The organism is Rhodoferax lacus, from assembly GCF_003415675.1.
Lineage (GTDB): Bacteria > Pseudomonadota > Gammaproteobacteria > Burkholderiales > Burkholderiaceae_C > Allorhodoferax > Allorhodoferax lacus.
The window spans coordinates 50,014-72,494 of record NZ_QFZK01000015.1 but is presented as its reverse complement, the minus strand read 5'-3'; the positions used below and the strand labels follow the sequence as shown (position 1 = coordinate 72,494).

The window sequence follows — 22,481 nt, the reverse complement described above, 5'->3', positions numbered from 1 at the left end:
CAAGGCGAAACGCGCCCCCCTGGGGGGCAGCGCAGTACGCGCAGCGACAAGCGTGGGGGCATCATTCATACCCAAAACTGCGCACCCGCGCCGCATCGTCCGCCCAGCCGGAGCGGACCTTGACCCACAGCTCCAGGAAGACCTTGGCGTCGGCCAGCTTTTCCAGCTCGACCCGGGTCTCCATGCCGATGCGCTTGATACGTTCGCCCTTGTCGCCAATCACCATGGCCTTGTGGCCGTCGCGCTCCACCACGATGGTGGCGGCGATGCGCAGCAGGCGCTTCTGGCCCTTGCGCTGGGGTGGCTCTTCCTCGAACTTGTCGATCACCACGGTGGAGGTGTAGGGCAGCTCGTCGCCAGTCAGACGGAACAGCTTTTCGCGCACCAGTTCGCTGGCCAGGAATTTTTCGCTGCGGTCAGTCAGCTCGTCCTCGCCATACCACCACGCCTGCTCGGGCAAAAAGCCTTCGCACACGGCCAAAAGTCGCTCCACATCTTTCGGGTTCTTGGCCGACATGGGCACGAACTCCGCAAAGGCGTGTTTTTGCTGCATCTCCTGCAGCCAGGGCGCAATGTCGCCACGGCGGTGGATGTTGTCGAGCTTATTGGCCACCAGAATGGTGGGGATGTCTTTGCCCAGCAAGGCCAGCACACGCGCATCGGCCGGGGTGAAGCTGCCAGCTTCCACCACCAGCAAAATCAGGTCCACATCCGACACGGCGCCCTGCACCGCCTTGTTCAGCGACTTGTTGAGCGCATTGCCATGCAGGGTCTGAAAGCCCGGTGTATCCACAAACACGAACTGCGTGGCACCCTGGGTATGCATGCCGGTGATGCGGTGGCGCGTGGTCTGCGCCTTGCGCGAAGTGATGCTGATTTTTTGACCGACCAATGCATTGAGCAGCGTGGACTTGCCCACATTGGGCTTGCCCACAATAGCCACCAGGCCGCAGCGCTGGCCTTCGACCTGCACACCAGGTTCGGACAGGCGCGGCGTGCTTTTCAGCAGGCCTTGCAACATGGCATCCAGGTCGGGTTGCGCATCCTGGTCCACCTCGGCCGTACGCTCCACCGGCTTCCTGGTTGCCTTGGCTGCAGGCGCAGGTTTCTTCTCCTGCTTGGCTGCGGGCACGGGATACTTCAAGGCTTTGGCGGCAGACGCAGCCTCTTTCTCTGCCTTGCTGGGGGTCTTGAATACGGCTTGGGGGGGCTTGGTTTTGGGGGCGGTCATGTCGGGTATTTGGTTTGGAGTGTTTGCAGCATGGCAATGGCTGCGGCCTGTTCTCCGGCACGGCGCGAACCGCCAATGCCGCGCTCTGCCAGGCGGAGTTCGGGAATTTCACACTCCACGTCAAAAGTCTGTTTGTGCGCGGCGCCCAGAGTGCCAACCACCTTGTAGACCGGCAGTTTCATCTTGCGCCCTTGCAGCCATTCCTGCAGTGCGGTCTTGGGGTCCTTGCCGATGGCGTCCATCTGCGGGTTGATTTCCACAGCCTGGAACAGGCGTTGCACCAAGGCCTGCGCAGTCACGAATCCGGCGTCCAGATACACGGCGCCAATCACGGCCTCGAGAGCATCAGCCAGTATGGAGGGGCGCTTGTGGCCGCCGGAGCGCACCTCCCCTTCGCCCAGGCGCAGCAAGTCGGCAAGGCCCAGGTCCAGCGCGAGTTGGTGCAATGTCTCCTGCTTCACCAGATTGGCGCGTACCCGCGACAAATCGCCTTCGGGCAAGGAACCCAGCCGGGCATAGAGCAAATCGGAAATGGCCAAACCCAACACCGAGTCGCCCAGAAATTCAAGGCGCTCGTAATGGTCGGCAGAAAAGCTGCGATGGGTCAGCGCCCGCGTCAGCAGCGAGGGGGTGGCGAAGGCATGTTGCAGGCGGCGCTGCAACTCCTGAAGACTATCAGCCACCTTATTTGGATCGACCTTCGTACTTGAGGGTCAGGAATGCCGGGCCCACCAGATGAATTTCGCGCTCATAGGCAAAAGCCACCACCACCTTGTCGCCCTGCTTGCTGATGTCCAGGTCTTTGCTTGAAATCGACTTGATGTCATCGATCAGGCTCGCCTTGTCAAAAACGGAACGGATCTCCGCCGGGGTCTGGCCTTCGATGGCAGCCTTTTGCGCCGCCTTCTGGACCGCATAAAACTCGATCACCGTAGGAAAGACCTGGGCCGCAACAACGCCCGCCATGGCGAGCAGGGAAGCAAAAACGATCAGGCCAATAAACGAGATGCCACGCTGCCTGGATTTGTACTGAACTGACATTGTTTTTACTCCACACCTATCAATTAAAGGAACCAATCCGCTTGGGATTGCTGAAATTCATCCATACAAATATCGCTTTTCCGACGATATTGCGCTCCGGCACAAATCCCCAGTAACGGGAATCCATCGAATTATCGCGATTGTCACCCATCATGAAATACTGGCCCTCAGGAACCTTGCAGGTTACGCCCTCGATGGTGTAGCTGCAACCCTCATGGCCCGGGAATTTGTCGGCGCCGGGCACGAACGCGGGCCGGTCATCGTCGTTGAGCAAACGGTGTGTCTTCTCTCCCAGCAATTCCTCGTACTGCTTGTAATAACGCATGGCGTCTTCATCGAAGAATTCTGGCACGGTCGTGGTCGGCTGCACCCGGCCGTTGATGGTCAGGCGCTTGTTCAGATAGGCCACCGTGTCTCCAGGCACACCCACCACGCGCTTGATGTAGTCCAGGCTGGGCTTGGGCGGGTAGCGGAACACCATCACGTCACCGCGCTGGGGCTTGTTGCCTTCGGTGATCTTGATGTTGAGTACCGGCAGGCGCAGGCCGTAGGTGAACTTGTTCACCAAAATCAGGTCACCCACCAACAGTGTGGGAATCATGGAGCCCGATGGAATCTTGAAGGGCTCGAACAGGAAGGAGCGCAGCAAGAAGACAGTGATGATCACCGGGAACAGACCAGCGGTCCAATCCAGCCACCAGGGCTGCATGTACAACTTGACCTTGGCCTGTGCAATGTCGCCATCCACCTGGGCAATGCCCATTTTGGCAAGCTCGGCACGGCGCTGCGCATCGGCAGCCTCCAGGGCGGCCACTGCTGCTGCACGGCGTGGCAAAAAGTAAAAGCGCTCGGCCAGCCAGTACGCGCCTGTCACCACCGATGCCAGGAACAGCAGAAGGGCAAAGTTGCCCTCCAAAAAGCCGAGGTACCAGGAACCGGCGTACAGAACAAAGGCGCCAAGAATGGCTGCGGTCAGGGCTTGCATCAATCTTCCACCTGCAAAATAGCCAGGAACGCTTCCTGGGGAACTTCTACGGAACCAATTTGCTTCATGCGTTTCTTACCTGCTTTTTGTTTTTCAAGCAGCTTCTTCTTGCGTGAAATATCGCCGCCGTAGCACTTGGCAAGAACGTTTTTGCGCAGCGCCTTGATTGTCTCACGGGCAATGATGTTGGCTCCGATGGCAGCCTGGATGGCGACATCGAACATCTGGCGCGAAATGATCTCGCGCATCTTGGCCACCACGGCGCGGCCGCGGTAAGCGGACTGCGAGCGGTGCAGCATGATGGACAGTGCGTCCACCTTTTCGCTGTTGAGCAGGATGTCCACTTTGACCACGTCGGCGGCCCGGTATTCCTTGAACTCGTAATCCATGGAGGCGTATCCGCGGCTCACGGATTTCAGCTTGTCAAAGAAGTCCAGCACGATCTCGGCCAGCGGCATCTCATAGGTCAGCACCACCTGGCGGCCCTTGTAGGCCATGTTCATCTGCACGCCGCGCTTCTGGTTGGCCAGCGTCATCACCACGCCCACATACTCCTGCGGCATGTAAAGGTGCACGGTCACAATGGGTTCGCGGATTTCGGCGGTCTTGCCCACTTCGGGCATCTTGGAGGGGTTCTCCACGGTGAGAACTTCGCCGTCGTTCTTCATCACCTCGTAGACCACGCTGGGCGCAGTGGTGATCAGGTCCTGGTCGAACTCGCGCTCCAGACGTTCCTGCACGATTTCCATGTGCAAAAGGCCCAGAAAGCCACAGCGAAAACCAAAGCCCAGCGCCTGCGACACCTCGGGCTCATAGTGCAGCGAGGCGTCGTTGAGCTTGAGCTTTTCCAGCGCATCGCGCAGCGAATCGTATTCGCTGGCTTCGGTGGGGTACAGGCCCGCAAACACCTGGGGCTGGATTTCCTTGAAGCCGGGCAGCGCCTCGGTGGCGGTGGCCGCAGCTCCACCGGTTCCGGGTTTGATCAGGGTCACGGTGTCGCCCACCTTGGCCGCCTGCAACTCCTTGATGCCCGCGATGATGTAGCCCACCTCACCCGCTTCCAATGACTGGCGCGGCTCATTGGCCGGGGTAAACACGCCCAGGTTGTCGGCGTTGTAGCTGGCACCTGAGGCCATCATCTTGATGCGCTCACCCTTGCCCAGGCGACCGTCCACCACACGGACCAGCATCACCACACCCACATAGCTGTCAAACCAGCTGTCGATGATCATGGCGCGCAAGGGGCCATCGGGATTGCCGCGTGGAGCCGGGATGCGCGCCACAATGGCTTCCAGAATTTCGTTGATGCCCACGCCGGTTTTTGCGGAACAGGGAATGGCGTCGGTGGCATCGATGCCAATCACGTCTTCAATCTCGCTGCGCGCGTTGTCCAGATCGGCATTGGGCAAATCAATCTTGTTCAGGACCGGCAACACCTCCACACCCAGATCGAGCGCGGTGTAGCAGTTGGCAACGGTTTGCGCTTCCACGCCCTGGCTCGCATCGACCACCAGCAATGCGCCTTCGCATGCGGAGAGTGAACGGCTCACTTCATACGAGAAGTCCACATGCCCGGGCGTATCAATCAGGTTGAGGTTGTAGACCTGACCATCGAGTGCCTTGTATTTAAGCGAAGCGGTTTGCGCCTTGATGGTTATCCCACGCTCTTTCTCGATGTCCATCGAGTCCAAAACCTGGGCTTCCATTTCACGTGCTTCAAGCCCGCCGCAGCGCTGTATCAGGCGGTCAGCCAAGGTGGATTTGCCGTGATCAATATGGGCAATGATCGAAAAATTTCTGATGTGATTCATCAAGGGAGAGCTTCAAGTGATTGAATTAAAACGGACAGGCAAGAAAAAAGGGCGCGTCCGGTCTGGACGCGCCCTGAACCAACAATCTTTTGGCAACTGCGAAAGTTGGAACTTCATTGTAGGCAAAAAGCGCAGGGATCACAGCCAAAAAATTTGAAGAAAAGGACAGTTGCAAGCCCACAACAGAATACTTATGCACAACTTATTAACAAAACGAGGGGCAGCATCAAGGACAACATGTGGGCGAACTGTGGATCGCCTGTGGGATGTCCAAAAACATCCCATATCATGGACTTTTGGCCATTCTTTATAGCCAAATCGACCTTGGACGGGCCTCTATTCTAACCAAATCGGACTAACCACTTCCTAAGTTAGCATCCGCAGACATTGATCCCCCGAACCGCGAGCGGCCAAATAGTGGGCGCCGTCCCCAAAAAACAACCCCATACCCTGCTGCGGCATGGGGTTGTAGCCCGCCCAAGTCGACCTATTTGCTGGCCTTCAGAACCGCATACTGCGTCCATTCAGCGCGCCGGAACAGCACACTCATACCCTTGGACTTGTCAAACTTGCCCACCACAGCATCAAATTCCTTGACTGAACTGACGTCCACATTTCCCACTTGGATGATGACGTCGCCTTCGCGCAGTCCACCTCGTGCAGCCGCATCAGTGGCCGCTTCAACGCGCACGCCCCCTTTGATACCCAGCTCCTTTTTTTGCGCTTCACTCAGCTCAGCTACCACCAGTCCGAAGGTTTGCGCGGCCAACGACGCCTTGGGCTTTTCCTCCTTGGCTGGGGCCTTGGCAGCCACCGCTTTATCGGCCTCCAGCTCGGCCACCACTACGCTGAGTTCACGTGTTGCACCGCGCCGGAACACCGTGACAGTGCTGCGGGTACCAGGCTTGGTAGCACCCACCAGGCGCGGAAGATCAGAGGACTTTTCAATCGACCTGCCGTCAAACTTTGTGATGATGTCACCGGCCTCAATGCCGCCCCTTTCTGCCGGCGAGCCAGCCTCAACACTGCGCACCAGTGCTCCCATGGACTTGCCCAGGCCGATGGATTCGGCCACTTCCTTGCTGACTTGATCGATCTGGACGCCCATGCGCCCGCGCGTGACGCGGCCCGTGGAGCGCAGTTGATCACTTACACGCACCGCCTCATCCATGGGAATGGCAAAAGAGATGCCCATGTAGCCGCCCGAGCGCGAATAAATCTGGCTGTTCACACCGATGACCTCGCCGCGCATATTGATCAGCGGGCCGCCTGAGTTGCCTGGGTTGATGGCCACGTCGGTCTGGATAAAGGGCAGGTAGTCGCCCGTGTCACGCAGCTTGGCGCTGACAATGCCCGCAGTCACCGAGTTCTCCAGGCCAAAGGGCGAGCCAATAGCCATGACCCACTCGCCCACGCGCAACTTGCTGACATCGCCCACCTTGACGGCTGGCAGGCCCGTGGCTTCGATCTTCACCAGGGCAATATCCGAGCGTAAATCGGCACCAATGATCTTGGCCTTGAACTCGCGCTTGTCGGTCAGGGTGACAAGCACTTCGGTGGCACCATCGACCACATGGGCATTGGTCATGATCAGGCCGTCACTTGAAAGGATGAAACCCGAACCGACGCCCTTGGGTTGCTCTTCTTCCTGGGGCTGCTGCGGCTGGCTCTTTTTGGGTGCCTGCTTGGGGATATTGGGAATAGGTAATCCGAAGCGCCTGAACAGGTCCAGCATTTCCTCTTCGCTGGGTCCGCCTTGCTGCGCACGCGCCACCACCTTTTCCGAGGTTCTGATGTTGACCACCGATGGGCCCACCTGCTCTACCAGATCCGGAAAGTCCGGCAGCATGCGGGACTGGGCCCGTGCGGACTGCACAGGTGCAGCAACAACAAATACCGCAGCAGAAATGGTTGCCACGGTGAGGACGGCGCGCAGAGCGCCAAGAATCCGAGCCTTCATTGTGTATATCCAATCATTTCAAAATTTAAACGGCCAAGCGAGAAAAGCATGCTCTGACATGAGGGCAGATTTTCCACACGCAAGAGTTCCTGTAGATGTCACTCAGGTAAAGAGGCGGACTGTGATCGGGGCATGGCCTGCCCACTGGCCACCACGGCCCGGCGCAATGCCAGCCAGCGCGCATCCATGGAGGGGCTTTGCAGCCACAACCACAAGCCACGGCCCTGCTCGCAGTCTATGCGCAAGAGCAAAAACCGCTGCAGGTCTAGCACACAAGCCAAACGGGTCACAGCGTAGTCGTCCGCATCCGACCAATGCCAGCGCTCGCCATCCCACCGCAGCTGCCCTGCGGGGCGATTAAAAAGGCTCATCGCCGCGCTGGCTGCAGATGCGCACAGGGCACCCAGCACCAACCAGGACGAAACGCCCCAGCGCTGACTAAAGCAGAAATAAAGGCCTGCCACCGCACCCAGCAGGCCCAAGGAGGCCTGCACTCCGCGTTGCCACGGCGCGCGGCCTACGTTCCAGGATGCTGCGGGCGGCAGGTGCATGGCCTAGCCGCCGCGCAAGGGCCGCTCAGATGCGCTTGAACACCAAGGAACCATTGGTTCCGCCAAAGCCGAAGTTGTTCTTCAGCGCCACATCGATGCGCATGTCGCGTGCGGTGTTGGCGCAGTAGTCCAGATCGCACTCCGGGTCCTGGTTGAACAGGTTGATGGTGGGTGGGCTCTTCTGGTGGTAGATGGCCAGAATGGTCACCACCGACTCCAGGCCGCCCGCGCCGCCCAGCAAGTGGCCGGTCATGGACTTGGTGGAGTTGACCACGGTCTTTTTGGCCGCATCACCCAAGGCCGCCTTGATGGCGTTGGTCTCGTTGATGTCGCCCAGCGGCGTGGAGGTGCCGTGTGCGTTGAGGTAGTCGATCTGGTCGGGGTTCACACCGGCATTGCGCATGGCATTGACCATGGCACGGCGCGGGCCGTCCATATTCGGGGCTGTCATGTGGCCGGCATCGGCACTCATGCCAAAGCCTGCCAGCTCGGCGTAAATGCGCGCGCCACGGGCCTTGGCATGCTCGTACTCTTCCAACACCACCACACCGCCACCCTCGCCCAGCACAAAACCGTCGCGGTCCTTGTCCCAGGGGCGCGAGGCGGTGGCGGGATCGTCGTTGCGGGTGCTCAAAGCGCGCATGGAGGCAAAGCCACCCACGCCCAGGGGGGAGATGGTGGCCTCGGAGCCGCCAGCGACCATGACATCCGCGTCGCCATACTCGATCATGCGACCGGCTTCACCGATGCAATGCAGACCGGTGGTGCAGGCCGTGACGATGGCAATGTTGGGGCCCTTGAAGCCGCAGCGCATGGACACGTGTCCAGCCGTCATGTTGATGATGGACGCGGGCACGAAAAAGGGCGAAATGCGGCGCGGGCCGCGCTCCATCAGCTCAGTACGGGTGTTTTCAATCAGCGGCAGGCCGCCAATGCCGGAGCCGATGACGCAGCCAATGCGCGTGGCCTCTTCTTCACCCAGCGCGTCGCCCGTGGGCAGACCAGCGTCGGCCACGGCCTGCATGGCAGCCGCAATGCCGTAGTGGATGAAGGTGTCCATGGTGCGGGCTTCTTTGGTCGTCATGTACGACTCCAAATTGAAATCACGCACTTCACCGGCAATCTTGCAGGCAAAAGCAGACGCATCAAAATGGGTAATCAGGCCGATGCCGGACTTGCCGGCCAGCAGATTGGCCCAGGTATCTGGAACCGTATTGCCCACGGGGCTGACGCATCCCAAACCAGTAACAACAACGCGACGACGGGACATAGGTTTTTAGCAGTTCGTCAAAAAAACGCCGACTTGTCGGCAAGGGGATCGGTGCAAACAATATGGGCCTGTATGCCTGATGAAACCATCAGACCTGCAGGCCCATTTGCGGCAACGCCGGCTGCAAAAAAGCCTATCAGGCCTTCTTGTGCGTGTTGGCGTAGTCGATGGCGTTTTGCACAGTCGTGATTTTTTCGGCGTCTTCGTCAGGAATTTCAATTCCGAACTCATCTTCCAAAGCCATCACCAGCTCCACAGTGTCCAGCGAGTCAGCACCCAGATCAGCCACGAAGGCCTTTTCGTTGGTGACTTGCGACTCTTCAACACCGAGTTGCTCGGCAATGATTTTTTTGACGCGTACTTCGATATCGCTCATGTGTTCCCTCTGAGGGTTGTAAAAGAATCCGAGATTTTACCTTGCCGGGGACTGATCCCCAATAAGGCCGCCGAACGGACCAATCGGCGTTGAAAAATTACATGTACATGCCGCCGTTGACGTGCAGTTCCTGCCCCGTCACATACGCAGCCTGGGGGGAAGCAAGGTAACACACCGCATGCGCAATGTCGGAGGGTTTACCCAGGTGGCCCAGCGGAATCTGGCCCAACAAGGCCTTGTGCTGGTCTTCGCCCAAGCCAGCGGTCATGTCGGTGTCGATAAAACCGGGGGCCACGCAGTTGACCGTGATGTTGCGCGAGCCCAGCTCGCGGGCCAGCGCCCGCGTCATGCCCGCCACACCGGCCTTGGCTGCGGCGTAGTTGGCCTGGCCGGGGTTGCCGGATGCACCCACCACCGAGGTGATGCTGATGATGCGGCCATAGCGTTGTTTCATCATGGTGCGCATCACGGCACGGCTCATGCGGAATACACCCTTGAGGTTGGTGTCCAGCACGGCGTCCCAGTCCTCGTCCTTCATGCGCATGGCCAGGGTGTCGCGGGTGATGCCGGCGTTGTTGACCAGCACCTGCAGGCCACCAAACTCCTTGGCCACCGCATCCACCAGGGCCTCCGCGGCAGCGCCGTCGGTCACATCCAGGGTACGGCCATCGCAACCGGGAAATGCAGACAGGGCATCGCGGATCTTGGCTGCTCCGGCGTCGGTCGTGGCCGTGCCAACGACCTTCAGGCCCTTGCGTGCCAGCTCGGTGGCAATGGCGGCGCCAATACCGCGCGAGGCACCGGTGACCAGCGCAACCTGTCCTTCAAACATCACTTCGCTCATGCCAGCACTCCTTTGACTTCTTCCAATGTGGCGGGGTCGAACAGCGGCGAGCCCACCATCTCTGCATCAATACGCTTCACCAGGCCAGCCAGCACCTTGCCGGGGCCACACTCGACCACGTTCAGGATGCCGCGGGCCTTGAGGGCCTGCACGCACTCCACCCAGCGCACCGGGCCAAAGGCCTGGCGGTAGAGGGCGTCGCGGATGGCATCGGCATCGGTCTGCACCGCCACGTCGATGTTGTTGATCAGCGCAATCTGCGGGGCAGCCAACTCCAGCCCGGCCAGGCGCTCTCGCAGCTTTTCGGCCGCAGGCTTCATCAGGCTGGAGTGGAACGGGGCCGACACTGGCAGCGGCAAGGCGCGCTTGGCGCCGTTGGCTTTCACCCATTCGCAGGCCTTTTCGACCGCAGCCTTGCTGCCGGCAATCACGGTCTGGCCGGGGTCGTTGAAGTTCACGGCTTGCACCACCTCAACAGAGCCCACACCAAAGGACGCTGTGACCTCCAGACAGCCCTCTGCGACACGTGCGGCGTCCATGCCCAGCACGGCAGCCATGGCGCCGGTACCCACGGGCACGGCGTCCTGCATGGCCTGGGCGCGCAGGCGCACCAGCGGTGCGGCCTGCGTGAGGGTCAGCACACCAGCTGCCACCAGGGCGGAATACTCACCCAGGGAGTGGCCGGCCACGGCATCGGGCTTGACGCCCACTTCGGCCATCCACACGCGGTAGGCTGCCACACCGGCCACCAGCATCACCGGCTGGGTGTTGGTGGTCAGCGCCAGGGCTTCCTTGGGGCCGTCCTGGATGAGGGTGGCCAGGTCTTCGCCCAGGGCGTCAGAGGCCTCTTTGAGGGTCTCAGCGACTACGGGATGCGCGCCCCAACCGGAGAGCATGCCGACAGACTGGGAGCCTTGTCCCGGAAAAACAAATGCAAATTTTTTCATGGCAATTCAATGCAATAGGCAATACCTGGCCGCAGCCGGGCGTTCGCCGGATTAACTAGAACTTCAGGACCACCGCGCCCCAGGTAAACCCGCCGCCCACGCCTTCTAGCATCAGGGTCTGACCAGGCTTGACCTGGCCGGCGCGCACCGCCGTATCCAAGGCCAGGGGGATGGAGGCAGCGGACGTGTTGCCGTGCTGGTCCACCGTGACCACCACCTTGTCCATGGGCAGCTTGAGCTTGCGCGCCGTGCTTTGCATGATGCGGATGTTGGCCTGGTGGGGGATCAGCCAGTCGATATCGGAGGCTTGCAGATCGGCCTTGGCCAATGCGGCACGGGCAGCGTCTTCCAGCACGCCCACGGCGAGCTTGAACACGGCCTGGCCATCCATCTTCAGGAGCGGGTCGCCCAGAATCTTGCCGCCCGACACATGGCCTGGCACGCAGAGAATGCCAGCATGTTTGCCATCGGCATGCAGGTCGCTGGCCAGGATGCCGGGCGCCTCGGACGCCTCCAGCACCACGGCACCGGCACCATCGCCAAACAGCACGCAGGTGGTGCGGTCGGTGAAGTCCAGAATGCGGGAGAACACCTCGGCGCCAATTACCAGTGCCTTGTTGGCCGCGCCGGTCTTGATCATCGAGTCTGCTACCGACAGCGCATAGACAAAACCGCAGCAGACCGCCTGCAAATCGAAGGCCGCGCCGCCGCTGGCACCCAGCTTGGCCTGCAGGATGCAGGCGGTGGATGGAAACACCATGTCCGGCGTGCTGGTGGCCACGATGATCAGGTCAATGTCCTGTGCCGTGATGCCGGCGGCTGTCAGCGCGCTCTTTGCCGCTTCCAGAGCCAGGTCACTGCTGTAAACACCGTCGCCGGCAAAGTGGCGCGCGCGTATGCCGGTGCGCTCCACAATCCATTCGTCTGAGGACTCAATACCGGTGGCCGCCAGTTGGGCTACCAGGTCGGCGTTGGTCAGTCTGCGGGGGGGCAGGTAGCTGCCAGTGCCTGTGATGCGGGAATATCGGCTCATGGTATTTTCAGTGGGTCGCCGGTTCAGGCCATCGCATCTGCTGGTGAGGCCAGCAATGGCGACGCCTTGGCAATACGAACCTGCACGCGGTCCAACAAGTTGTTTCGGGCTGCATCATACGCGCGGTTCAGGGCGTTGCCGAAGGCCAGCACGTCGGCCGAACCGTGGCTTTTGAACACCAATCCGCGCAGTCCCAGCAAGGCTGCACCGTTGTAGCGGCGGTGGTCAAAGCGCTTCTTCAGGGCGCTGAGCACCGGATATGCAATCAGCGCAGACAGCTTGGTGAACACGTTCTTTGAGAACTCGGCCTTCAGGAAGCCACCAATCATGGAGGCCAGACCTTCGCTGGTCTTGAGCGCCACATTGCCGACAAAGCCGTCGCAGACCACGATGTCCACCACGCCCTTGAAAATGTCATTGCCTTCGACGTTGCCGTAGAAGTTCAGATCCCCGGCCGAGCCCGCGGCACGCAGCAATTCGCCCGCGCGCTTGATGACTTCGTTGCCCTTGATGGCTTCCTCACCGATATTGAGCAGTCCCACGCTGGGTGCGTCCTTGTCCTGCAGCACCGACACCAGGGCCGAGCCCATCATGGCAAATTGCAGCAGGTGTTCGGCCGTGCAGTCCACATTGGCCCCCAGGTCCAGCACCGTGGTGGCGCCACCCGTGGTGTTGGGGATCTGGCCGGCAATGGCCGGGCGCTCAATGCCGTCGATGGTCTTGAGCACGTAGCGCGAAATCGCCATCAATGCGCCGGTGTTGCCGGCAGACACGGCCGCCTGGGCCGCACCGTCCTTGACCTGCTGCACCGCCACGCGCATGCTGGAATCTTTCTTGCGGCGCAGGGCCACCTCCAGCGGGTCGTCCATGGTGACCACCTCGCTGGCCAGCACGAGGGTAGCCCGCGCATGGACAAAGCCTTGCAGCGCATCGGGCAGGCCGACCAGAATCAGACGTGCCTCGGGGTGTGCATCCAGAAATTCGGTGCAGGCGGGCAGGGTTACTTTGGGGCCATGGTCGCCACCCATGCAGTCAACAGCTATGGTGATCACGAGGAAGTCGCTTGGGTTGAATCAATGGGCAGACAGTAAAAGTCCGGGCAATAAAAAAGCCCGTCGCTACAGGCTGTGTAGCTTCGGGCTTTGCGTGAAGCGCTGGGATCAGGCTTCGGATTTGGTCTTCAACACCTTGCGGCCACGGTAAAAACCGGTGGGGCTGATGTGGTGGCGCAGGTGGATTTCGCCAGTGGTGGGTTCCACTGCAATGCCTGGCACGACCAGAGCATTGTGCGAACGGTGCATACCGCGCTTGGAAGGAGATTTCTTGTTTTGTTGAACGGCCATGTCAGGCTCCTGGGCAATGGGTGCTGCACAGGTGGCAACACGTTATGGGTTGGTATAGGGCAAGCGACTAAGCGTCTGACTTGGCCAGCGAAGCCTCAGATTATAGCCTACTCCGGGGGCCTCAACCAGCGTCTTTCTTCTTGAGCTGCTGCAGCACGGCAAAGGGGTTGGGTTTTTCCTGGGGCAGCTCTGCAAATTCCGGGTCGGCAGCCTGCAGCTTCACCGGCGTGGGGCAGACCTCGTGCTTGGATACCAGCGGCGTGGCCATCAGCAACTCGTCTTCAATCAGTTCCAACAGGTCAAAGGATTTGCTGAGAACCAGCACGTCTTCGTCGGACTCTTCGTCTTCCACCTCGGCCAGCGCCTCAGAGGCTACAAAGCGGAAGTCGCGCTCAAAGCCCACCACTTCGTCCACCGGGCCCAGGCAGCGCTGGCAGACCAGGCTCAGCGTGGCCTGCGCCTGCAGGTGCAGCCAGGGTTCTTCGGCACCGGCAGCATCGAGCTGCATGCTGCCCTGCACCGAATAGGTCACGAGGGTTTCACCGCCCAGACCCTGGCTTTGCTCCATCAGGCGCTCAAAGTGGGACAGGCGCTCTTCGCCTGCGTGGGTGCCCTCGCTTTTGGCAAAGGCTGCGATGTGCAGGTGGCGTGCGTCGAATGCGTGTTTCATGCGGGCAGTGTAAGAGAATCGGACCATGCACTCCCTAGCCAACAGAAAACTCATACTGGGCTCCACCTCGGTCTACCGCCGCGAACTGCTGGAGCGTCTGCGCCTGCCCTTTTCCGTGGAATCGCCCCATGTGGATGAAACGCCGCAACCCGGGGAACTACCCGCCGCCCTGGCCTGCCGCCTGGCGCTGGCCAAGGCCGAAGCCGTGGCTGCGCGCTTTCCCGAAGCGGTGGTGATCGGCTCCGACCAAGTGGCCGATCTGGATGGATTGGCCCTGGGCAAACCCGGCAACCATGCGCGTGCCGTGCAGCAGTTGCAGCAGATGGCGGGCCGGGTGGTGGTGTTTCAAACCGCCATTGCCGTGGTCTGCCGCGCAACCAGCTTCAGCCAGCAGGCCCTGGCCCCGGTCAAAGTCACGTTCCGCACACTATCTGCGACTGAAATTGAAAACTACCTGCGGGCCGAGCAGCCCTACGATTGCGCGGGCAGCGCCAAAAGCGAAGGCCTGGGCATAGCCCTGCTGGAACGCATAGACAACGACGACCCCACGGCCCTGATAGGCCTGCCTCTGATCCGCACTGCCGCCTTGTTGCGCGCGGCGGGCCTGGATTTGCTGGCATCCCCACGATAAGGCCAAGCACTTTCATGAGCACCCCTGACACCAAGCCCGCAACCGCATCCGCAGCCACCGGCACCCTGCACCTGGTCCCCGCCCCGCTGGACTTTGGCTGCGCCGAGGTCATGCCACTGGACGCCTCCATGCCGCGCGCCACGCTGGAGATTGCCGCAGGCATCAGCCACTGGGTGTGTGAGAACGCCAAGTCCACCCGCGCCTACCTCAAGCGCATTGGCGAGACTTTTCCCTTGAGCCTGCCCATACAGTCACAGCAATTGCAGGAACTCCCGCGTGAGGTGCACAAAAAAGGTGACCACACGGGCGGCTTTGATGCGCGCTACCTGTTGCAACCGGCACTTCAGGGTCACGCCATGGGCCTCATCAGCGAGGCGGGCATGCCAGCAGTGGCGGACCCTGGCTCATCGGTGGTACGCGCCGCCCATGATCTGGGCATTGCCGTTGTGCCGCTGGTAGGTCCGGTGTCGCTGCTGCTGGCGTTGGCGGCCAGCGGCCTGAATGGGCAAAGCTTTGCCTTCGTCGGCTATGTGCCAGCCGCACCGGCAGAACGGGCACAAAAGATCCGGGAACTGGAGTCGCTGGCGCTCAAAACCGGGCAGACGCAAATCTTTATTGAGACACCCTACCGCAACACGGCGCTCCTGCAAACCCTGCTGCAAAGCCTGCAGCACAACACGCGCCTGGCCACGGCCAGCGGGCTCACGCTCAGCAACGCACAGTGCCACAGCGACGTGGTGAAAAACTGGAAGCACAAACCCTGGGCGCTGGACAACAGCACGCCCACGGTCTTTTCTATAGGACGCTAGGGCATAGCCCCCACGCTTGCCACTGCGTGTGCTGCGCTGCCCCCCGCGGGGGCTAACCCGCCTTGGGGCGGCCCGGCGGCGGGTTGACGGCGCCTACGCTCAGCGTAGGCTTGGAGCCGTCTTCAAAGCCCGCACCGAGGCTTCGCCCATGGACGCGCCAAAGCGCTTGACCAGGCGCTCGGCCACGTTCTCGCGGTGGGTGTAGTCCACCAACTCTTCGGCCTTGATGACTTCGCGCGCCACATAGTCCAGGCTGGCAAGCTGGTCGGCCAGGCCCATCTCGACCGCCTGCTGGCCGGTCCAGAACAGGCCGCTGAAGGTCTCGGGGGTTTCCTTCAGGCGCGCACCGCGTCCGGTCTTCACCGCACCAATGAACTGCTGGTGAATCTGGTCCAGCATGGTTTGGGCAAATGCGCGCTGCTGCTCGGTTTGCGGGCTGAATGGGTCCAGAAAGCCTTTGTTTTCTCCGGCCGTCATCAAACGCCGCTCCACGCCGAGCTTGTCCATCAGGCCGGTAAAGCCAAAGCCGTCCATCAGCACGCCAATACTGCCCACGATGCTGGCCTTGTCCACATAAATCTTGTCGGCGGCCACGGCAATGTAGTAGGCAGCGGAGGCGCAAGTCTCTTCCACCACGGCATACACCGGCTTGTTGTGCTTGGCTTTGAGGCGGTGGATTTCATCGTTGATGATGCCGGCCTGCACCGGGCTGCCGCCAGGCGAGTTAATCAGCAGGACCACGCCTTTGGTGCCTTCGTCTTCAAAGGCGCTGCGCATGGAGGACACCACCAGCTCGGCACTGGCTTCGCCACCGGCTGCGATCTCGCCCTTGATTTCAATGACTGCGGTGTGCGGCTTGGACACATCGGCCGGCGCGCCGCCGCGCTCCCAGCCAAACAAGACCATGGCCATGATGAAGACCAGCCAGGCAATGCGGATGCCATTGCGCCAACGGCGCGCCTGGCGCTGCTCGATCAGGGTGGCCATGGCCAGGCGCTCCAGGGTGGCGCGCTCCCAGCTGGCCGCCGTGTTGGGCATGGGGCCCTCCTTTTGCCCGGCTTGCGAAGACGGCTTTTCAAAAGGATCTTGTGGGGTGTCAGAGGGCAGTTGGGGATCAGTCATGTCAGAAGTTCACGGGTTGCATTTGATGGGCAGTATGCCAGTGCACTACACCGTCAAACTCGGAAGTCTCAATCTTGATGAGTCCGCCGCGGCAGGGGCCACCCCTGCAGGCGCCCGTCCTGGGGCTGTAGGTGGCGCCGTGGGTGGCACAGATCAGCCAGTGGCCGGTCAGATCAAAAAAGCGGTTGGGCTGGTAGTCCATTTCCATGGGCACATGGGAGCAGCGGTTCAGATAGGCGTACACCGTGTTGTCATAACGGATGGCAAAGGCCATGCAGGTCTTGCCACAATACACCACATCAAAGGGTGCGGCCTCGCCGCTGTTGACCAGCACATCCGAATTGCACAGGGCAATGGCCTGCGGCTCAAACCCGTCTTTCGGCGGAACCCAAAGTTCAGCCATGGGTCAGCAGCCATTGCTGCAGTTCTGCCACCGAATGGGCCACAAACCGCGGCTGCAGTGCCACAAACGCCGCGTGGTCATGCGCGCCGTAGCTCACGCCCACACTGGGGCAACCGGCGTTCAGGGCCATCTGCAAATCGTGGGTGGTGTCGCCAATCATCAGCAGGCGCTCGGGTGCCACACCGAATTCGGCCATCAGCTCCTGCAGCATCAGCGGGTGGGGTTTGCCGGCCGTCTCATCCGCGGTGCGGGAGGCGTTGAAGAGGCCCTGCAGTTCCTCGCGGGCCAGAGTTTCGTCCAGACCGCGGCGGCTTTTGCCTGTGGCCACGGCCAGAAAGTGCTGGCGGCTCTTGAGCGCATGCAGCAGGGGCAGCACGCCTTCAAACAGGCTGATGTCGTGCTGGTGCAGGGTGTAGTGGTGCTTGTAGCGCTCGCCCAGCAGCGGGTATTTGTCTTTGGGCACATCGGGCGCCGCATGGGCCAGGGCTGCCATCAGGCCCATGCCGATGACATAGGACGCATCGGTGTCATTGGGCACGGTGCCGCCCACATCGCGCACCGCCTCCTGGATGCAGCGGGTGATGATGGCGGTGGAGTCGAACAGCGTGCCGTCCCAGTCGAAGGCAATCAGGTCGAATTGGCGCGTGGGCGCGGCCGTCAGTCTGGACATGGGGTGGGGCTACTCGGCGGTGGGGGGCAAGGCATGCTGCAAAAAGGCAGCAAGTTCGGCCGGCAATTCTGCCTGCAATTCCATGCGCTTGCCGGTGCCGGGGTGATTGCACTGGAAGCGCCAGGCATGCAAAAACATGCGCTTGAGGCCGCCTGCACCCGCCACCCGGGCCAGCTCCTTGTTGACATCGAAATTGCCGTACTTGTCATCCCCCACGATGGGCATGCCTTCAGAGGCCAGGTGCACGCGGATCTGGTGGGTGCGCCCGGTTTTGAGTGTGACCTCCAACAGCGAAACCGGCGGCACGGCATCCGGCGCCGAGGTGCCGCGCAGCTTGACCATGGTGAGCGAGGGCATGCCGTCCGGATCGTCCCGGGCCACCACCTTGACGCGCCGCTCGCCACCTTCGGCCTGACCGTCCTTGCCCGGCAGCACATATTTATGGAGCGGTTTGCTCAAGACCTTGAGGCTCTCGGGCCACAGGCCCAGCACCATGGCCAGATAGATCTTGCCGGTTTCGCGCTCTCGGAACTGGTCCTGCAGTTTCTTGAGGGCGCTGCGCCGTTTGGCCACGATCAGGATGCCCGAGGTCTCGCGGTCCAGGCGGTGCGCCAGCTCCAGATACGGGGCGCGCGGCCTGGCCATGCGCAGCTGCTCGATCACGCCAAAACTCACGCCCGAGCCGCCATGCACGGCCACACCAGCGGGTTTGTTGATGGCCAGGAAGAAATCGTCCTCAAACAAAATGGGGAAGTCCTTGGCCGGCGCAAAGCCGCCTGTGGAGCTGGCGGCACTGCCGCCCTGCCCGCTGCTGGCCGCCTTTTCAGCCAGCGCTGCCATGGCCTGTGCCTTTTCATCCGCACGCTCGGACACGCGCACCGGCGGCAGGCGCACCAAGTCACCGGCGGCAATGCGGGTGTCGGCCGACACGCGGCCCTTGTTGATGCGCACTTCGCCGCTGCGGATGATGCGGTAGACATGGGTCTTGGGCACACCCTTGAGCTGGCGCATCAGGAAGTTGTCCAGACGCTGGCCTGCAGAATCTTCGTCCACAGTAAGTGTTTGTGATTGGGGAACGGTGGAAGTCAGATTGGCCCCTATAATGTGTTTCACTAGCGACGCGCTGTAAGTGGTTGATTTAGCTGGAGTTTAGTCCACACCCCATTTTCCGCTGCGCTGGAAGGTCGATGCCACCGCCTTGGTCAGCCTGTAAATCACCCGCCACCTGCGTGTGATGGCAGTCTGCAAAGCGGCCAAGCCGACGAATTGAAACCCTGATACGGAATACCCCAAGTTTGCCAACCCACGGTTGGCAAACGGATAAAAACGAGATGTTTGTGTTGTGGAGACTATTCAACATGTGCCTACAGAGCGTTAGCGCCCTGTCCATGGCCGTGCGTCCACCCGCAGCCCGCCTTGATTCGGTGCCGTGTGCCTCTGAACAGAGAGCACATGCACAAACTTCCCCCCTCGTTCCCATCCACGTGCCTACGCTTCGACACCTCGTGTAGTTCGAAGTTCTCCGGCAATTCCTCCTCACTTCAGTTCGTCAGCAAGGCACCGTTAGCCCATCCTGGGCATGTACAAACTGAAGAAGGACGCACTCCATGAAACGGATGCTGATCAACGCTACGCAGGCTGAAGAACGCCGCCTGGCCATTGTCGACGGACAAAAACTCCTCGACTACGAAATCGAAATCGAAGGGCGCGAACAGCGCAAGGGCAATATCTACAAGGCCGTGGTTACCCGCGTCGAGCCTTCGTTGGAAGCCTGCTTTGTGGACTACGGTGAAGACCGCCACGGCTTTCTGCCCTTCAAGGAAATCTCCAAACAGTTCTTCCAGCAAGGCGTCTCCGCCGGCAATGCCCGCATACAGGACGCCATCCGCGAAGGCCAGGAACTGCTGGTGCAGGTGGAAAAAGAAGAGCGTGGAAACAAGGGCGCGGCCCTCACCACCTTCGTCTCGCTGGCCGGCCGCTATGTGGTCTTGATGCCTAACAACCCGCGCGGCGGTGGTGTGAGCCGCCGCATCGAAGGCGAAGACCGTGCCGACCTGAAGGAAGCCCTCGACCAGCTCGAGTACCCCAATGGCATGAGCATCATTGCCCGCACCGCCGGCATTGGCCGCAGCGCGCCCGAACTGCAGTGGGACCTGAACTACCTGCTCAAACTCTGGAGCGCCATCGACGGCGCCGCCAAGGGTGGCAAGGGCGCCTACCTGATTTACCAGGAATCCAGCCTGGTGATCCGCGCCATCCGCGACTACTTCAACCACGACATCGGCGACATCCTGATCGACACCGACGACGTGTACGAGCAGGCCCAGCAGTTCATGGCACACGTCATGCCCGAGCATGCCGCCCGCGTGAAGCGCTACCGCGATGACGCGCCCCTGTTCAGCCGCTTCCAGATCGAACACCAGATCGAATCGGCCTATGCCCGCACCGTGCAACTGCCTTCGGGTGGCGCCATCGTGATCGACCACACCGAAGCATTGGTGAGCGTGGACGTGAACTCGGCCCGCGCCATCAAGGGCGGCGACATCGAAGAAACCGCCACCCGCACCAACCTGGAAGCCGCTGACGAAGTGGCCCGCCAGATGCGTCTGCGCGACTTGGGTGGCCTGATCGTGATCGACTTTATCGACATGGAAGAGTCCCGCAACCGCCGCGAAGTGGAAAACCGCTTGCGCGACGCCCTGCGCCAGGACCGTGCCCGTGTGCAGTTCGGCACCATCAGCAAATTCGGCCTGATGGAAATGAGCCGCCAGCGTCTGCGCCCCGCGCTCAGCGAAGGTGCATCCATCCCCTGCCCACGTTGCGGCGGCTCCGGCCACATCCGTGACACCGAGAGCTCGGCCCTGCAAATTCTGCGCATCATCCAGGAAGAGTCCCTCAAGGACAACACAGCCTCCGTCTTGTGCCAGGTGCCGGTGGACGTGGCCTCCTTTCTGCTCAACGAGAAGCGCACCGAGATCGCCAAGATCGAACTCAAGCAGCGCATCAACGTGCTCATGGTTCCCAACAAGAACCTGGAAACGCCCAACTACAAGCTCGAGCGTCTGAAGCACGACGACCCGCGTCTGGACAACATCGAAGCCAGCTACAAGATGGCTGACGAGATGGAAGACGCCACCAGCGTGACCCGCCGCTCGCAAGAGCCCACCAACAAGCAAGTGCCCATCATCAAGGGCGTGCTGCCGGATGCGCCCGCCCCCGTGGCAGTGCCTAAGCCCGAAGTGGCCAAGGTGGCACCGGTCGCTGCTGTTGCACCCAAGCCCGTGGTGGCGCCTGCCCCCGTGGCACCGGCCAGCACCGGCTTCTTTGGCTGGATCAAAAACCTGCTGGGTGGCGAAGCGCCCGCACCCGTGGTTGCCAAGCCGGTAGTGGCCGCACCCGCTGCCAAGACCGAAGAAAAGCGCGATGCACGCCCACCCCGCGAAGGTGGACGTGAAGGCGGACGTGGTGGCCGTGGCGGACGCGATGGTGGCCGTGATGGCAACCGCGGTCCGCGCGGTGAAGGCCGTGGCGATCGTCCCGAAGGCCAGCGCACCGAAGGCCAACGCCCCGACGCGCGCCCTGAAGGCGAGCGTACCGAGCGCGGTGAGCGTGGCGGCCGTGGTGGACGCGGTGGCCGTGGCGGCGAGCGCACGGAACGCGGTGAGCGCGGCGAGCGTGGTAACGGCCAGCAGCGCGAGCGCTTTGATGCCGAAGGCAAGCCCATGGCCCCTGAAGCCGTTGGCATCGATGCCGGCAACGCAAACCTGAACCCTGAAAACGGCAACCGCGAAGCCCGCCCCGAGCGCGCACCCCGCACCGAGCGTGGTGACCGTGGCGGCGAGCGTGGTGAGCGCGGCAACCGCCCTCCCCGCGCCGAGCGCGTAGAAGGTGCTGAGGGCGAAGCCCGCCCCACCGAGCGCGACGAGAACCGTACGGATGCCGGTGCCGAAGGCCAGGAAGGCCAGCGCGGCGAAGGCCGTGGTGGCCGTGGCCGTGGTGGCCGTGGCCGCGGCGGTGACCGTGGTCCGCGTCCTGAAGGCGTAAACGCCCAAGGCGAAGGCCAGTCGCAGCAGCCCATGTTTGTGCCCGAAGATGCACAGGCAACTGCAGCACCTGGTGCCGAAGGCAATGAGCCCCGCAACGGCAATGGCAATGGCAATGGCAACAATGGCGAGCCGCGCGAAAAGCGCTCGCGTGACCGCTATGGCCGTGACCGTGGCCCGCGTGGTGACCGCCCCCAGCGCCATGAGTTCACCGAAAACGGTGTAGCGGAACTGCCGCCCGTCGATGCAGCGCCTTTTGCCGCAGAAGCTCCTGTTCAGATTCGCCAGGAAGTCGCTGTTGCTGCTCCGGTAGTGGCCACTGAAGCGCCTGCAAGCGCTCCGGTTTCTGCCGCTGTGGTGGCTGCAGTCGCAGCCCCCGCACCTGCCGTGGAACCCGTGGCAGCACCCGTGCGTGCAGAGCCTGTGCGTGCCCCGGCACGTACAGAAGCCCCGGCGCCTGCAGCAGCGGCCTCGGCCAGCATGCCCAAGGTGACCAGCTATGCCCTGCCCCAGGACGACCTGGTGCAAGTGGCACAGGGCTCCGGCCTGCAATGGGTCAACACCAACGCCGACAGCGTAGCCAAAGTGCAGGCGGCCATCGCTGCCGAAGCCCAGGTGGTACACGTGCCACGCGAGCGCCCCGCTGCCGTGAACGTGGAAGCCGGCCCTCTGGTGCTGGTGGAAACCAAGCGTGACCTGCGCAACATGACGCTGCCGTTCGAAGAGACCAACCCGTCCTGA

The 22,481-nt window shown here is 61.7% G+C and carries 22 protein-coding genes; 3 read left to right on the top strand and 19 right to left on the bottom strand.

Annotated features, from left to right (window positions below):
- Positions 1–61: 61 nt before the first annotated feature.
- The 15 genes from era to DIC66_RS18020 form a co-directional block, all read right to left on the bottom strand.
- A complete protein-coding gene (era, locus tag DIC66_RS18090) occupies positions 62–1,021 on the bottom strand; it encodes a GTPase Era (protein WP_117179520.1) in 960 nt (319 codons plus the stop codon).
- A 206-nt stretch (positions 1,022–1,227) separates the two neighbouring features.
- Entirely contained in the window at positions 1,228–1,914 is a 687-nt protein-coding gene (gene rnc / locus DIC66_RS18085) for a ribonuclease III (RefSeq protein WP_117179494.1), read from the bottom strand.
- A gap of 1 nt (position 1,915) precedes the next feature.
- Positions 1,916–2,272 carry a DUF4845 domain-containing protein gene (locus DIC66_RS18080; RefSeq protein WP_117179493.1) on the bottom strand — a complete coding sequence of 119 codons (357 nt, stop codon included), beginning with the start codon at positions 2,270–2,272 and terminating at the stop codon, positions 1,916–1,918.
- A 19-nt stretch (positions 2,273–2,291) separates the two neighbouring features.
- Positions 2,292–3,257, bottom strand: a complete 966-nt coding sequence (gene lepB / locus DIC66_RS18075) for a signal peptidase I (protein ID WP_117179492.1) — start codon at positions 3,255–3,257, stop codon at positions 2,292–2,294.
- Entirely contained in the window at positions 3,257–5,068 is a 1,812-nt protein-coding gene (lepA, locus tag DIC66_RS18070; RefSeq protein WP_117179491.1) for a translation elongation factor 4, read from the bottom strand. The genes lepB and lepA overlap by 1 nt, the downstream gene beginning before the upstream one ends.
- Positions 5,069–5,555: 487 nt before the next feature.
- The gene (locus DIC66_RS18065; protein WP_117179490.1) at positions 5,556–7,028 is read right to left on the bottom strand and encodes a Do family serine endopeptidase; all 1,473 of its coding nucleotides are present in this window, start codon (positions 7,026–7,028) and stop codon (positions 5,556–5,558) included.
- 98 nt (positions 7,029–7,126) lie between these two features.
- On the bottom strand, positions 7,127–7,579 hold the full coding sequence (locus DIC66_RS18060; protein WP_117179489.1) for a hypothetical protein: 453 nt from the start codon (positions 7,577–7,579) through the stop codon (positions 7,127–7,129).
- 25 nt (positions 7,580–7,604) lie between these two features.
- On the bottom strand, positions 7,605–8,849 hold the full coding sequence (fabF, locus tag DIC66_RS18055) for a beta-ketoacyl-ACP synthase II (protein WP_117179488.1): 1,245 nt from the start codon (positions 8,847–8,849) through the stop codon (positions 7,605–7,607).
- Between the two features lie 136 nt (positions 8,850–8,985).
- Complete coding sequence (gene acpP / locus DIC66_RS18050) at positions 8,986–9,225, bottom strand: acyl carrier protein (RefSeq protein ID WP_087496857.1); 240 nt, start codon at positions 9,223–9,225, stop codon at positions 8,986–8,988.
- 97 nt (positions 9,226–9,322) lie between these two features.
- On the bottom strand, positions 9,323–10,069 hold the full coding sequence (gene fabG, locus DIC66_RS18045) for a 3-oxoacyl-ACP reductase FabG (RefSeq protein WP_117179487.1): 747 nt from the start codon (positions 10,067–10,069) through the stop codon (positions 9,323–9,325).
- Entirely contained in the window at positions 10,066–11,016 is a 951-nt protein-coding gene (gene fabD / locus DIC66_RS18040) for an ACP S-malonyltransferase (RefSeq protein WP_117179486.1), read from the bottom strand. The genes fabG and fabD overlap by 4 nt, the downstream gene beginning before the upstream one ends.
- 55 nt (positions 11,017–11,071) lie before the next feature.
- Positions 11,072–12,049 carry a beta-ketoacyl-ACP synthase III gene (locus DIC66_RS18035; RefSeq protein ID WP_117179485.1) on the bottom strand — a complete coding sequence of 326 codons (978 nt, stop codon included), beginning with the start codon at positions 12,047–12,049 and terminating at the stop codon, positions 11,072–11,074.
- Between the two features lie 23 nt (positions 12,050–12,072).
- On the bottom strand, positions 12,073–13,101 hold the full coding sequence (gene plsX / locus DIC66_RS18030; RefSeq protein ID WP_117179484.1) for a phosphate acyltransferase PlsX: 1,029 nt from the start codon (positions 13,099–13,101) through the stop codon (positions 12,073–12,075).
- A gap of 108 nt (positions 13,102–13,209) precedes the next feature.
- Positions 13,210–13,392, bottom strand: coding sequence for a 50S ribosomal protein L32 (gene rpmF, locus DIC66_RS18025; protein ID WP_117179483.1), 183 nt, complete (start codon positions 13,390–13,392; stop codon positions 13,210–13,212).
- A gap of 121 nt (positions 13,393–13,513) precedes the next feature.
- Positions 13,514–14,062 carry a YceD family protein gene (locus tag DIC66_RS18020; protein ID WP_158558944.1) on the bottom strand — a complete coding sequence of 183 codons (549 nt, stop codon included), beginning with the start codon at positions 14,060–14,062 and terminating at the stop codon, positions 13,514–13,516.
- 25 nt (positions 14,063–14,087) lie between these two features.
- Here DIC66_RS18020 and DIC66_RS18015 point away from each other — a divergent pair, with 25 nt between their 5' ends.
- Together DIC66_RS18015 and DIC66_RS18010 are read left to right on the top strand one after the other, a co-directional pair.
- Entirely contained in the window at positions 14,088–14,693 is a 606-nt protein-coding gene (locus DIC66_RS18015; RefSeq protein ID WP_117179518.1) for a Maf family nucleotide pyrophosphatase, read from the top strand.
- 14 nt (positions 14,694–14,707) lie between these two features.
- The gene (locus tag DIC66_RS18010) at positions 14,708–15,502 is read left to right on the top strand and encodes an SAM-dependent methyltransferase (protein WP_117179481.1); all 795 of its coding nucleotides are present in this window, start codon (positions 14,708–14,710) and stop codon (positions 15,500–15,502) included.
- A 99-nt stretch (positions 15,503–15,601) separates the two neighbouring features.
- Here DIC66_RS18010 and DIC66_RS18000 read toward each other — a convergent pair whose 3' ends face one another.
- The 4 genes from DIC66_RS18000 to DIC66_RS17985 are packed head-to-tail and all read right to left on the bottom strand — an operon-like array spanning position 15,602 to position 18,750.
- The gene (locus tag DIC66_RS18000) at positions 15,602–16,624 is read right to left on the bottom strand and encodes a S49 family peptidase (RefSeq protein ID WP_117179480.1); all 1,023 of its coding nucleotides are present in this window, start codon (positions 16,622–16,624) and stop codon (positions 15,602–15,604) included.
- A gap of 1 nt (position 16,625) precedes the next feature.
- Positions 16,626–17,027, bottom strand: a complete 402-nt coding sequence (locus tag DIC66_RS17995) for a Rieske (2Fe-2S) protein (protein ID WP_117179479.1) — start codon at positions 17,025–17,027, stop codon at positions 16,626–16,628.
- Positions 17,020–17,697: an HAD family hydrolase gene (locus tag DIC66_RS17990; RefSeq protein ID WP_117179478.1), complete on the bottom strand. Its 678-nt coding sequence runs from the start codon at positions 17,695–17,697 to the stop codon at positions 17,020–17,022. The genes DIC66_RS17995 and DIC66_RS17990 overlap by 8 nt, the downstream gene beginning before the upstream one ends.
- Positions 17,698–17,706: 9 nt before the next feature.
- A complete protein-coding gene (locus DIC66_RS17985) occupies positions 17,707–18,750 on the bottom strand; it encodes an RluA family pseudouridine synthase (RefSeq protein ID WP_233505981.1) in 1,044 nt (347 codons plus the stop codon).
- A gap of 554 nt (positions 18,751–19,304) precedes the next feature.
- Here DIC66_RS17985 and DIC66_RS17980 point away from each other — a divergent pair.
- Positions 19,305–22,481 carry an Rne/Rng family ribonuclease gene (locus DIC66_RS17980; protein ID WP_117179476.1) on the top strand — a complete coding sequence of 1,059 codons (3,177 nt, stop codon included), beginning with the start codon at positions 19,305–19,307 and terminating at the stop codon, positions 22,479–22,481.